The organism is Acinetobacter lwoffii (assembly GCF_024129435.1).
Lineage (GTDB): Bacteria > Pseudomonadota > Gammaproteobacteria > Pseudomonadales > Moraxellaceae > Acinetobacter > Acinetobacter lwoffii_F.
This window is the reverse complement of the sequence record NZ_JAMXXN010000015.1, coordinates 53,254-65,821: the sequence shown is the minus strand read 5'-3', so window position 1 is coordinate 65,821 and position 12,568 is coordinate 53,254. Positions and strand designations below refer to the sequence as shown.

Annotated in this window: 15 protein-coding genes; 6 read left to right on the top strand and 9 right to left on the bottom strand. The window is 41.7% G+C overall.

Annotated elements, in window-relative coordinates; all coding sequences use genetic code 11:
- Positions 1 to 203 precede the first annotated feature (203 nt).
- A complete protein-coding gene (locus tag NI455_RS10665; protein WP_253114085.1) occupies positions 204 to 1,589 on the bottom strand; it encodes a dihydrolipoyl dehydrogenase in 1,386 nt (461 codons plus the stop codon).
- Positions 1,590 to 1,743: 154 nt separating this feature from the next.
- On the opposite strand from NI455_RS10665, the gene NI455_RS10660 reads away from it, so the two are divergent.
- The gene (locus NI455_RS10660; RefSeq protein ID WP_253114084.1) at positions 1,744 to 3,747 is read left to right on the top strand and encodes an Ig-like domain-containing protein; all 2,004 of its coding nucleotides are present in this window, start codon (positions 1,744 to 1,746) and stop codon (positions 3,745 to 3,747) included.
- Between the two features lie 157 nt (positions 3,748 to 3,904).
- Here NI455_RS10660 and NI455_RS10655 read toward each other — a convergent pair whose 3' ends face one another.
- Both NI455_RS10655 and NI455_RS10650 read right to left on the bottom strand, forming a co-directional pair.
- Positions 3,905 to 4,327: a protein tyrosine phosphatase family protein gene (locus NI455_RS10655; protein WP_253114083.1), complete on the bottom strand. Its 423-nt coding sequence runs from the start codon at positions 4,325 to 4,327 to the stop codon at positions 3,905 to 3,907.
- Positions 4,320 to 4,655, bottom strand: coding sequence for a protein tyrosine phosphatase family protein (locus tag NI455_RS10650; protein WP_004281596.1), 336 nt, complete (start codon positions 4,653 to 4,655; stop codon positions 4,320 to 4,322). The genes NI455_RS10655 and NI455_RS10650 overlap by 8 nt, the downstream gene beginning before the upstream one ends.
- A 125-nt stretch (positions 4,656 to 4,780) precedes the next feature.
- Between NI455_RS10650 and NI455_RS10645 the strand changes: the two genes are divergently transcribed.
- Genes NI455_RS10645 through NI455_RS10635 form a run of 3 tightly spaced genes read left to right on the top strand, consistent with a single transcriptional unit; the run spans position 4,781 to position 6,555 of the window.
- Entirely contained in the window at positions 4,781 to 5,677 is an 897-nt protein-coding gene (locus NI455_RS10645; RefSeq protein ID WP_085064695.1) for an alpha/beta hydrolase, read from the top strand.
- Positions 5,678 to 6,109: a thioredoxin TrxC gene (trxC, locus tag NI455_RS10640; RefSeq protein WP_085064696.1), complete on the top strand. Its 432-nt coding sequence runs from the start codon at positions 5,678 to 5,680 to the stop codon at positions 6,107 to 6,109.
- A 5-nt stretch (positions 6,110 to 6,114) separates the two neighbouring features.
- The gene (locus tag NI455_RS10635; protein ID WP_494399505.1) at positions 6,115 to 6,555 is read left to right on the top strand and encodes an acyl-CoA thioesterase; all 441 of its coding nucleotides are present in this window, start codon (positions 6,115 to 6,117) and stop codon (positions 6,553 to 6,555) included.
- Positions 6,556 to 6,608: 53 nt separating this feature from the next.
- On the opposite strand, the gene NI455_RS10630 is transcribed toward NI455_RS10635, so the two are convergent.
- Together NI455_RS10630 and NI455_RS10625 are read right to left on the bottom strand one after the other, a co-directional pair.
- The gene (locus NI455_RS10630) at positions 6,609 to 7,115 is read right to left on the bottom strand and encodes a DUF4442 domain-containing protein (RefSeq protein ID WP_253114082.1); all 507 of its coding nucleotides are present in this window, start codon (positions 7,113 to 7,115) and stop codon (positions 6,609 to 6,611) included.
- Positions 7,116 to 7,143: 28 nt separating this feature from the next.
- Positions 7,144 to 7,632: a YajQ family cyclic di-GMP-binding protein gene (locus NI455_RS10625; protein ID WP_004281601.1), complete on the bottom strand. Its 489-nt coding sequence runs from the start codon at positions 7,630 to 7,632 to the stop codon at positions 7,144 to 7,146.
- 91 nt (positions 7,633 to 7,723) lie between these two features.
- Between NI455_RS10625 and NI455_RS10620 the strand changes: the two genes are divergently transcribed.
- A complete protein-coding gene (locus NI455_RS10620) occupies positions 7,724 to 8,038 on the top strand; it encodes a rhodanese-like domain-containing protein (protein WP_005101788.1) in 315 nt (104 codons plus the stop codon).
- A gap of 174 nt (positions 8,039 to 8,212) precedes the next feature.
- Here the strand turns inward: NI455_RS10620 and mnmC are convergent, their stop codons facing one another.
- From mnmC to NI455_RS10600, 4 genes are read right to left on the bottom strand one after another with little or no spacing between them, the layout of a single operon-like run.
- Positions 8,213 to 10,111, bottom strand: a complete 1,899-nt coding sequence (gene mnmC / locus NI455_RS10615; protein ID WP_004281603.1) for a bifunctional tRNA (5-methylaminomethyl-2-thiouridine)(34)-methyltransferase MnmC2/FAD-dependent 5-carboxymethylaminomethyl-2-thiouridine(34) oxidoreductase MnmC1 — start codon at positions 10,109 to 10,111, stop codon at positions 8,213 to 8,215.
- 39 nt (positions 10,112 to 10,150) lie between these two features.
- Complete coding sequence (locus tag NI455_RS10610; protein WP_253114081.1) at positions 10,151 to 10,660, bottom strand: SH3 domain-containing protein; 510 nt, start codon at positions 10,658 to 10,660, stop codon at positions 10,151 to 10,153.
- Positions 10,661 to 10,665: 5 nt separating this feature from the next.
- Positions 10,666 to 10,968 carry a YciI family protein gene (locus NI455_RS10605; RefSeq protein WP_004281605.1) on the bottom strand — a complete coding sequence of 101 codons (303 nt, stop codon included), beginning with the start codon at positions 10,966 to 10,968 and terminating at the stop codon, positions 10,666 to 10,668.
- Between the two features lie 28 nt (positions 10,969 to 10,996).
- Positions 10,997 to 11,608, bottom strand: coding sequence for a septation protein IspZ (locus NI455_RS10600; RefSeq protein ID WP_253114078.1), 612 nt, complete (start codon positions 11,606 to 11,608; stop codon positions 10,997 to 10,999).
- A gap of 44 nt (positions 11,609 to 11,652) precedes the next feature.
- On the opposite strand from NI455_RS10600, the gene NI455_RS10595 reads away from it, so the two are divergent.
- Positions 11,653 to 12,504 carry a PHP domain-containing protein gene (locus NI455_RS10595; protein WP_086044474.1) on the top strand — a complete coding sequence of 284 codons (852 nt, stop codon included), beginning with the start codon at positions 11,653 to 11,655 and terminating at the stop codon, positions 12,502 to 12,504.
- Positions 12,505 to 12,568: the final 64 nt, after the last annotated feature.

Below are 12,568 nucleotides of genomic sequence, written 5' to 3'. Positions count from 1 at the left end.
TAGTGTGGGGTTACCCATGTGAGAGTAAGTCATCGCCAGCTCATTATTCGAAATCCCCCTCCGCCAAGGCAGAGGGGGATTTTTTTATGTGGAATAATCATCTTGTATTTGAGATATATAAAGTTAATCTAATACAGGGTTCAATATTAAGATAGAGCGGTAGCTAACTTTACTGAGTAATAGTTTGCAACTCTTTAACTTTTTTATGACAAGCTATCAAACTGACGTCGAGCATGTTTAAATGCAGTTCTGAGTCCTTCTTCCAAAGTCGGATGATAAAAAGGTTTCTTTAAGATCTGATAAATATCCTGGTCAGCATCAATCATCCAGGCCAGTAAATGGGCCAGATGTTCTGCTTGGGAGCAGAAGAGTTCTGCACCAAGTAATTTACCTGATTTCTTAGCAATATAAACTTCTATTCCACCTGAGTCTTCTGCCAGAACCAGTGCACGTCCTTGATTTTCATAAGAGACGAATCCCCGAATAAATTCAATTTGTTGATCTTCTAGGTGTTTAAAGCTTTTTCCGACAATCGCCATTTCAGGATGACAAAATACAATCGCCAATGGGATTAAGGCAGAAATAGGTTTTACCTCGGGATAATTCAAGCAGTTATGAACAACCTGTTTACCAGTAAGCGCGGCTTCATGTTGAATGGGTGCATCAGGAGCGGCATCACCGACTATAAATATAGGTAGGTTTGCAAGTTGTTTGGTTTCTTTATCGATAGGAAGGTTTTTGATGTCCTTAAATGTTGAATTGAGTTGATCTAGACCTAAACGATCTATATTGCTTTGCCGACCTGTGGCACCTAAGACATATTCAACTTCAATACTCTTAGTCTGATCATTTTCTGTAAAGTTAATCTTTATTATTTTATCAGCTTGGATTTCAATCTCATCTGGTAAGGTTTTAAATTTGATATTGAGTTCTTTACTTAATTGCTCTTGTGCCAGTTTTTGTAAGATCGGGCTAGTTAAAGCACCTACTTTTTGACTACGCGCAAACATTGTGGTTTGTACACCCAGGCGTTGCATGGCTTGAGCTAATTCAATTGCAATGATGCCACTCCCGATCACTGCTAAAGATTTGGGTAATTGGGAAAATTCAAATATTTCATTAGAAGTGATGTATTTTTCTTTTAATTGTTGCTTTAAAGTTTCATCAATATTAGGGCGTGAACCTACAGCGACAATAAAACTTTTGGCCCGATAGGATTGTCCATTGACTTCGATCGTTTGGGGATCAATAAATTTGGCTTTTCCGGAAATTTTATGTGAGCTGTCCCATTGATCGACACCTTTCAAGGTTGCACGAATAAAACGTTCTCTAAGGACATGCACACGTTGCATAACATCTGAAGTATCAATGACAGCGTTATGCTTTAAAGCAAGTTCTTCAGCAGTTTGAATATCATGCATGCGATTTGCAGAAGAGATTAGCAGTTTGCTTGGCATACAACCTACACGTGCACAGGTCGTATCCCACGATCCATCATTGATAATTAAAATATTTTGGGTGTATTTGATGGCTTCGTTATAAGCACTGATCCCTGCAGTGCCTGCACCGATAATGATGAGGTCGTACATTAATTGCTCTTATTGAAATCAATTTATGAATATAAGCTAGCATACAAAACATTTAGCTTACCTTTATTTACATAAATGCTTAACTATGATTACATATCGCATAATGAATAAAGATTGATAACAAACTCTATAATAGAGGGTCTTGGGGATTTAAATGATTAGTAAACAATTAGGTATTAAATTATCTACTCTTACTTTAGCACTAATGTTAGCAGGCTGCGGGGGCGGTGGAAGTGATGGTTACTATAATAATGATGGCTCTAGTTCTGGAAATATTACTACGAACCCTAGCACAGGTGAAGAAGTAAAATCTGTTAATATTAGTACTATACAATTGATTGATCGAAATGGTAACTTTACTCAGGCAATCGCTGCAGAAGGTGTGAGCGCTCAAGTCAAAGTAACTGATCAGTCGGGTAAAGGAATTAGTGGTGCATTAGTTACATTTACAGTGACTGGTGGTGTTGTTTTAGGTAGTTCCAATGGTGCTGTTTTAACAAATACAAATGGTGAAGCGAGTATCTCAGTTAAACCTGAAAACTTAAATACCAATGGTGCCTATCAAATTTCCGCAGTTGCAGATTTTGATGGTACCGAAGCATCAACACCAGCACTTAATTTCTCACTTCAAGCAACCAATATTATTTTAGTCGATTTAACGGCAGCTAGTACTCAATTAGAATCTGGTGGTTCAACAAATATCACGTTAAAAACGCAAGATGCAAATACAAAAGTCAATCAGAATAATGTCAATGTCGAATTCACTGCACCATGTGGTAAATTTGAACCTGCTACAGTTGTTTCATCAAATCAAGGAAATGTTACGACAACTTATAAAGCGATTGGTACAGATGGAAAGCTTTGTACAGGAACACAAAAAATTTCGGCAACAGGTTTAAATATCCCAGAAGTTGGAATTGATGTCAGTATTAAGGCACTTGAAGCTAATTCACTAGTATATACATCTAATAAAGTTAATTTGGGGATTAGAAAAAGTGGCTCAGCATCATCTGGTCAAATTGAATTTACTTTGTATGCAAATGGTGTACCTATAGCAGATCAAGATGTTTTGATTGAGAAAGTACAAGCACCAGAAGATTTATCGTTCGTATCATTTGGAAATCAAAATAACAAAACTATAAAAAGTGATTCAAATGGTAAAGTGATTGTGAATCTTTATCCAGGAGATAAACCTGGGCCTGTAGAGATAAGAGCAACTTTAGTTTCAGACAAAAATGTTTCGGCTGTATCTAAAAATGTATCTGTATCCATTGGTCGAGTAACTCAAGATGGATTAAGTTTATCAGTATCTAAAAATTCATTACAGAATGTAATTGATGGTGACACTGCAACTATTACAGCGAGAATGGTTGATCGTACACGGAACCCTGTTCCAGATGGTACAGTAATTAGCTTTGTTTCTGAGGGAGGGAAGGTTGAACCTAATTGTTCAACAGTCCAAGGAGTATGTTCTGTAACTCTAACAACACAAGAACCTCGTCCTTTAGATAATCGTGTGACTGTATTGGCTTATGTTGAGGGTGATAAAAGCTTTACAGATTTAGATGGCGATAATCTTTATACTAAAGGCGTAGATCGACTTCTTAGTAATATTGGTAGCTTTTTCCGTGACGATAACGAGGATAATCAATATAACAAAGATTATGGTATTGGTGAATTTCTTTATAATCGTGCGGTATTAGGAAACAAAGCGACCTGTGCTCCATCTACAATTAGACAGCCGAATATCGCAGACACATGTGACGATAATTTAGATACGGTCATCCGTCAGCAATTATTATTTGCATTTGCTGAAAATACACCAACCTTTACTAATGTAAAGGCAAGTGGAAGTTTATTGTCTTTTAATATGTATGGAAATAGCGCTCAAAGTGTGCCTATGCCAACAGGTACCACAATAAGTGTTACGCCTGAGGATAATACAAAAGCTAATAATTTATCTTGTACTGCAGAGTTAGCAACAGGAAGTTCACCTGTCGCAAATGTCTTTGATCTTTTGACACCAAGCACTTTCAAAGATAGTAATCAAAGTTATTATGGCTATCGTCTAAAAGAATGTGCGGTAGGAGATACGTTGAAAGTTTCTGTTTCTTCGCCAGATAGTAAAGTATCAACAATTTATGTAGATTATCAATAGAAATTATATTTGTATAAAAAACAGCGCTTCGGCGCTGTTTTTTTATGGGAGTTTAAAAAATTAAATCGAAGTTCCCACACTTACACCCACAGTCGGCTTTAGATTCATCGAGCTACAAGCTGTAAAAGCCAAACTACAATATAAAATAATCAATAACTTACTCATGAATTAATCCTTGAGATTTAGCCTGATTAAACAAGGCCGCAGAACGTGTACCACTTCGACAAACCATCAAAATTGGTTTAGGCAGTTCATTATAATATCGAGCAAATTCTTCAATATTAGCCTGAGAAAGCTGGCCACTCACCATAGGCTGATAAATCACACTCACTTGAGATTTCTCCGCAATGGAGCGTAGTTGACTCACCGTGACATTATTACCAGTCTCCTGATCAGGACGGTTTACAATTACAGATTTGAAACCTTGCTGAATCAATTGCTGAAACTTGCTTGGTGTCATTTGCCCCGTGACACTCACCGTAGAAGTCAGCGCACGGCTAAGATCATGTGCAGCAAAAACAGGTGTAATACAGCTAAAATAGGTTGCCAGTACCACACCTTTCCAAAACGACTTAGTCATCCAGCAGATCCATCTGTTTTGCCAACTGATATAAATTATTCGAGCGGTTTCCAGTACGACAGAACATTAAGATCGGTTTTGGCAACTCATTATAATGATTGGCAAAAGTGCGTACATCAAGCTCAGTAATCTGACCGGCTACTACTGGCTGGAATACATAATCCAGACCGGCATTGCGTGCAGCTTCCTCGATTTGTGCACTGGTTGGCTGCTCGGAACCACCTTCCATGTCCGGACGGTTGTTGATAATCGATTTAAAACCTTTCTCAACCACTTGAGTTACGTGTTCTGGACCAATTTGACCAGCAAAACCTACATTTTCGCTCATGACGCCACTCCATCATTTCATTTATATCGATATGCTTTATGATAGCATTAAGCTGAAAACATGCTGAACCTGTTCTGAAATTTTTATAAATGATGATAACCATAAGATAACGCAATGGAGCGCGTATGCAGGCTTATACAGTTGAACCACTGTATGTCAAAAGCGGTCAGGAAGTGATTGCTGCAGATTTTTATCGGCCTAAAAATATAGAAAAACCGGCCGTAATCCTGATGGCTCATGGTCTGGCGGCCTTACGTCAATTTAAACTGGTGCAATATGCCCAGCGTTTTGCCAGTGCCGGCTATGCGGTGGTTTTATTTGACTATCGCTATTGGGGCGGCAGCACTGGGCGTCCACGTGAACTGGTGTCGATCAATGCCCAGCTCGATGACTGGCGAACCATGATCAGACATATTCAGGAACGCAAATCGATTGACAGTAAACGGATCGTGCTCTGGGGTACGGCCTTAAGTGGTGGGCATGTATTGACACTTGCAGCAGAGCTGAAAAATATTCAGGCGGCGATGGTACAGGTGCCTTTTGTCGATGGGGCTGAAAGTGCCCAACTATATCCTTTACAGCAACTCCCCAAGGCGCTTAAAGTTTCCAGTCAGGATTATATGGGGGCCAAGGTTGGTATGGCACCAAAAACCTTACCTGTAGTTGATCCGCATGAGCTATGTTTTATGCCGACACAGGACAGTTATGAAGGTTATCTGTCGATTGTCAATCCGGATTATTACTGGAGTGGTCATATTCCTGCACGGGCATTCTTTAAACTGATGCGCTATCGACCGATTCAGGAAGTAAGAAAGATCAACATTCCAGTACTGTTTATTGCGGCAAAACTGGATAGTCTGATTCCCATTGAATCGAGTCGGGAAACTGCGACCAATATTGCACCATTTGTGCAATATCATGAGTGGAATATCCGGCATTTTGATATTTATCATGGGGAATGGTTTGAAAAAGCAGTTTCGACCCAATTAGAATTCTTACATCAACATATTGGAGTGCGCTAGATGATTATTGTATGTCCGGAATGTCTGGCCAAAAACCGTGTCCCTGAAGATAAACTCACTGCCAACCCTGCTTGTGGTCAATGTCATCAAGCCCTGATTCCACTGGCACCGATTGAGCTGAATGAACAGAATTTTAGCCAGTTTGTCACGCATAGTGACTTGCCAATCCTGATTGATCTCTGGGCAGAATGGTGTGGTCCCTGTAAAATGATGGCACCGCATTTTGCAACTGTCGCAAAACAATATCCAAATGTGGTTTTTGCAAAAATTGATACAGAAGCGAATCCGCGCTTAAGTTCTGCATTTAATGTTCGCAGTATTCCGACACTGGTGTTGATGAATAAAAGCAACGAAATTGCTAGAATAAGCGGTGCATTACGGTCAAGCGAGCTGCAAAAATGGCTTGATCAGCAGTTAAATACCCAACCCTAATTCAAATGCCTGGAGTGAAAGTGTCAGATTCTCAAGTAAGACCAGAGGGGATTCTTTCCCTACAGACGATCGCAATGCCTGCAGATACCAACTGGAGTGGTGATGTCTTTGGTGGCTGGATCGTTTCACAAATGGACTTAGCAGGCGCGATTCACGCAGAACGATTTTCAAAGGGGCGTTGTGCCACGATTTCAATTAACCAGATGACTTTTCTGGTACCGGTAAAAGTCGGGGACGTGATTAGTTGTTATACCAAAATTCTCAAAGTTGGAAAAACATCTATCCAAATGGAAATTGAGGTTTGGGACAGTCATGATGATTCACGCCCACCAATTCGGGTGACTGAAGGTGTGTTTACCTTTGTTGCTGTCGATGTGAAAGGTAACAAGCGTCTTATTCCAGACGAAGCGAAACAGAAGTTCTTGGAATCACAGCTCGCCCAATAAACGGCTTAAAATAAAAACCCCGGCAATCAGAGCCGGGATTTTTATTGCAGAAATTATGATGATTTTTTCAGCTGATCTTTGGCAATCCAAGCCCAGAGCATTTCACATTGAATGGGGGCTTCACCTGATTCATCCGTGACGGTGACCTGAACCAGGGTTTCACCTTTATCCGAGTTTTGCATCAGGGCTTGCTGCTCCGACGTGAGCGTAGCAACAGCAGTCATGGCACCGCGTGTCGGGCGCTTAAAATCAACCTTTAAGCTTTTGATCAGTACAATTGCTGTATCCGGAACATTCATTGCCGTCACAAAGCCGGTCGCTGTTTCTGCCAGCAGGGCCATTGCACATGCATGGATTTGTCCGATATGGTTCTGCATGGCTTTATGATTGGCCATACTTACTACCACTTTGGACGCACTCATTTCCTCATAACGAATCTTGGCAGAGCCGACCATAGGAACGATCCGGCCAAAGGTTTTACTCAATAAAGTACTGCGTATACCTTGTGGTAATTTGGAAGTGGCGTTCACCAGTTTGGTCAGTCGATTGCGATGCGTCATAATTCCTTCTTCAAGACACAGGATGGTCTTAATCTTTAAAGTTATTGAACTGTAAAGGCAAACCAAATTGCTGTTCTTTCAAGAATGCCATTACTTGCTGCAAGGTATCGCGTTTTTTATCAGTCACACGAATCTTGTCGCCCTGAATAGAAGATTGCGCCTTAATCCCACTTTCTTTAATGGCTTTATTAATTTTTTTTGCGGTATCTGAGTCAAGACCATCTTTAAGCTTGATGACCTGAATCACATTTTTGCCAGAAGCCGTCATTTTTTGTGGATCAAGCGCCTGAATATCGACTTTGCGTTTAAAGAAATGACTTTCCAGCATGCTATAGACTTGTTCACACTGGAAATCGCTTTCAGTCGAGATTTTGATTTCCTTGTTTTTTTCATTCAGTTCAATAGAAACGTCCTGACCACGGAAATCAAAGCGGGTCGCAATTTCTTTTTGGGTGTTTTGGACTGCATGATTTACTTCAAAAATTTCTAATTCAGAAACAATATCGAAAGAAGGCATAGTTTAGACCTTTACAAAGGGAAAGAATATCTGAGATGCTAGGGATGTTTTCTTCATTTGCCAAGTGTTGTTTACATCAAAGGAGTGCGCAATGATCCGTAAACAAGAAATTACAACATTTGAGTTCCCAGAAAATGCAATTATCTGGGATGTACGCGATTCAAGTGCTTTTGCTGAAGCACACGTGAAAGGGGCGGTGAATCAGCCCATTAACGATCTTTCAGCAGAAAGCCTAACTCAGGTGTCAGCGGATCAACCCATTTACATCTTGTGTGGTGGGGGCAGTAAAGCTCCACGTGCTGCGGAAAAACTAGAGGGTTTTGACAGCTCACGTGAATATGTCATTCTGATGGGTGGTACTCGTGCTGCCCGTGATGCAGGCTTACCGCTTGAACAGGGTGTATAAGCATTCTGTCAAAAAAAAGCGCCGCAAGGCGCTTTTTTAATGGGTGAGATTTAATGCCTCCCAACCTCCCTTTTCTAAAGGGAGGAGCTACATCTATTCTATTTATTCATAAAAGTAGAGAAAAGTCCCCCCTTTTTTAAAGGGGGATTTAGGGGGACTCATTCAAAATAGTAATTAAATTTGTAGCTTAAAATACGGTTTCTTCATTTTCACTTTCTTTTGAAAACGAGTCACACTGAGTTTTTTTACTAAACTGGATGGCACCGGACAGGCTTCACCGAGAATCTGGGCTGCCAGAATTTCACTGCAGAGCGGCGCAAACAGAAAACCTTTAGAACCGAGACCGGCAAAGCTGTAAATTTCCTCATCCACTTTCATTTTACCCAGTAGGGGAAAATAATCCTGACTTTGCGCGCGTACCGAGGCACGACCTTGCCAAGTCTCGGTAGCTGGTAATGATTGTGCATATTCTGGGAAGACACTGTGGATCAGTTCGTAGTTATGCACATGGTCTTCTGCTAACACCTCGATATCATCCCGACCTGGATAGAAAGAAGCACCCAAGATCAGATGTTCAGCATCCAGTTGCATACAATAACCGCCGTAGCTATAGGCAATATTTTGACTTAAAGGCTGAGTTTTATTGTTTAGCCAACTGACCTGTCCGCGAATCGGTTTCAAAACCGGATAATCTGCAAAGAATTGTGCTGTTTCTCGCGCAGTACAGACAATGACATGATCAAATTCACCTAGATCCTGTTCATCTGAAAATAGCTGAGGTTTTGTAGCCGCTTCAATATGGCTAATTTTGGCCTGTTTATATCGGATATTTACATTCTGTAGAATTTCATCACGCAATTGATGAGGAGAAACCGCGCCAGCTTCTAGTAATTTTAAACTTGGAAATGCAGTTTGAAGCTCTTGCGACTCTGTATCTTGTACAGCAAGAATTTCTTCAGGATATTCATCTGCCAATCCTAAAAGCTGTTCAGGATTTTTTAAGGCAAGCTGATTGACCTGAATCGGGCGGAAAGCTTTAAATTTTTGGTAATGATTTAAGGCATGTTGCCAGGCCAATGTCATCAGATGTTCAGCACTTTGCTCAACCGGACAGAGTTTGGGATTGAGCAAAGCCAGTGGATTGCCAGAACCTCCTGAGAGTGGCGCTGACTGGTCGTAAATCGTGACTTGATGACCACGTTGAGCGAATGCCCAGGCTGTACTTAAACCGGCGATTCCAGCGCCAATCACAGCGATTTGGCTAGGTCTGATATTGGTCTCTGTATCTCGCTCAGTTTTTTTTTGAGTGATTTCTTGTATTAATGAACTTTCAGTCTCTTCAGCCGGATTCCAGATCGCTTTCAGCATTTCACGCTTATGCTTAAAACCACGTGGACGGGAAATTGAAATCCCATGATTTTTTAAGCCACGTTTTAAAACGCCAGCAACACTGAAAGAGGCGAAAGTTGTCCCAATCTCGGATAAACGTACAATATTATTTAAAACATTTTCTTCCCACATGTCCGGATTGCAGGAAGGCGCAAAACCATCCAGAAACCAGGCGTTCACCGGCGCAGTTTTTTCAATCACCGGGAAAACATCATGTGCATCACCCAGCCATAGATCCAGACTGAATCGTTCTTTAGGAAAACTGAGACGATGACAGCCAGCAATTGGCATCGGATATTGAGAGATGAGTTGATCAGCTAAAGGCTTGAGTTCTGGCCAGGCATTTAAGGCCCGAATCAGATCAACTTTGGAAAGAGGAAATTTTTCAACTGAAATCGCATGCAGATGACTGTGATTATCCGGACGCACCTGTTGCCAGAGCTGCCACAGCGCCAGAATATTTAAACCAGTACCAAAACCCGTTTCACCGACACAGAAATATTCAAAAGGTTTTAAATCTGCCAGACGCGTCGTGAGATCATTGCCATTTAAAAAGACATGCCGGGTTTCCAGCAAGCCATTGTCTTTGGAAAAATACACATCACCAAATTGCTTGGATACAGGCACATCAATGCCATCCACCAATTGCCAATCCAGATCGGCAGTTTGAATTGCGTGCGACAAAACGGGTACAACCTTAAAGATATCGGGAAGGGCTATAGCTTACCATTGACGACGACGTTTGGTATAAACATAGCTCGCAATTAGGAAGCCGAGCAATACACCGACAGCCAATGTTGCTGCACCGTAGAGGAACATCTGCGCACTGCGTTCACTTTGCAGCACCTGTACCTGAACGCCCAGGTTGTCATTCTTGAGCTGCAATTCCTGATTTTGCGATAGTGCGTCCAGATTGGCTTTTTCCAGTTGCTGCAAACGGGTGGCCTGATCTTTGACCAAGGCTTTGACCTTGGCCTCTTGCTGGGCTTTCAGCTTGGCGATTTCTTCTGCAGTTAAAGGTTTATTCTCGGCAGGTGGCACTGGCTGGGCAGAAGTCGCTACGGCAGGAATAATGGCAGGTTTCGGCGTAGACTGGGTTTGGGCAGTCGCCGCTGTCCCTTGAGGTTGTGCTGTCTGATTTTCCTGAATTACAGGAGCAGGCGCAACTTCGACTGCCCATACTGGAGAAATCATAAAACATAGGCCGATGATACTGGCAGTAACAACACGCATGAACCTTATCCTTGAGGGAATGCTTTATTGAATGGTTTGACATCGATGTGTTCGTACACCCCTTCTTTTAAGAAAGGTTCATCCTGTAGCCATGTATCCAGCGCTTCACGACTGTCAAAATCGACAATAATGGTACTGCCATAAAAACCGGCCTGTGGATTGGCTGGATCTTTAGGCATGGCACCTGCAACAATCAGGCGACCTTCAGCATTTAACTGTTCCAGACGTGCAAGATGTTGTGGACGAATCGCGAGGCGTTTTTCAACTGTACCTTCCCGATCGGTACAGCTAACGACGAATAATGGCATGATGACTCTCAATCGTTTGTAGTTGGACTTATTCAGTGGTCTTAAAGTATTTGCGCAATACAATAAACTGAATAATGATAAAGGAAAACATCACTATCATGTCACCGAATGCGGTAAATTCGCCCCAATATTTTCCATCCATCCACAAATAGGCGAAAAAGGTATGCAGAAATGACATCAGCACAAACATCGCCACCCAGGCATAGTTTAGCTTGAACCAGCCTTTTTCGCTAAGATTGAATACTGGACCAAATAACCGCTGGATCAGAGGCTTTTTATCCTTGCTAAACCAAGGAGACAGGAAGAATACACCTGCAAAGACCAGATTCAATAACACGGCTTTCAGACGGATATAGAAATCATCGCTAAGGATCAGGGTGATGCCACCAAAAATCACCGTCATAAACAAGACAATCCATTGCTGTTTGTCCAGACGGAATTTTTGTATGACAAATAACGCACCATAGACGACCAGCATGGAAATAATCAGACCTGTGGTTGCAACAAGAATATTATTATTGTCGACACCCCCCGCAGAACCGATCAATTGCAGCAATTGATGGTCAGTGTCTTTTGGATCTACAGTTTTATATAAATAAAAGAAAATAATGAGTGGCACAAAGTCTAAAAGTGCTTTCATGTTAGAGTATCTAAATCTGATCAAATAAATGTCATAGTATAGAGATGCACGGCGTAGATTTACATACACATAGTAATATTTCTGATGGAACTTTCAGTCCTCAGCAATTAGTCGAAGCGGCTGTGGAAAAACTTGTCCATACTTTGGCCCTGACGGATCATGACACCATGGACGGTTTGGCATTGGCTGAGGAAGCCGCTAAAAATCATGAGATTAAGATCATTTCCGGGGTGGAAATATCCAGCCAATGGTCACGTCCTGCCACCAAGAAAAACTATGGCGTGCATATCGTCGCGCTAAATATGCAAAATCCTGAGCCTTTACAAAAAGCCCTCAATCAGCAAAAGAAAATCCGGGCTGAACGTTCTAAACAGATTTGTGATCTGCTGGTTCCTTTAATTGGTGAAGATATTTATGCTGATGTACTGGTCAAAGTCGACCATATCCCTGATCGGGTGACACGGACCCATATTGCCAAAACGCTGGTAGAAAAGGGGATTGTGACGCGTCCGCAACAGGCTTTTGATAAATACATCAAGGAAGGTAAGAAAGCCTATGTCAAATTTGATGGCTTGAGTCTGGAAGATACCATTCAGGTAATTCATGAAAGTGGCGGCTTCGCCGTGCTGGCACATCCGACCAAATATGATTTATCTGCGACCAATATCCGCTACCTGATCGAAATCTTTGCCAAGTTTGGTGGAGATGCCGTCGAGCTGCCACCGGCGATTGAACCAAGTTCCACCCGGCAGATGGTGGATCGAATGATTACTGAATATGATCTTAAAGTTTCGATTGGCAGTGATTTTCATGGCGATCACATGCCCTGGATTAAACTGGGCAATGTCCCGAGTCTTAAACCGGGGCAGGTCGGGATTTGGGAGAGTTTTGTTTAGTCATTCCTTTACCTCGATCTTTTTCATTTGAGAGAAGATTTTCCCTTCGCTACTAATAACAAAG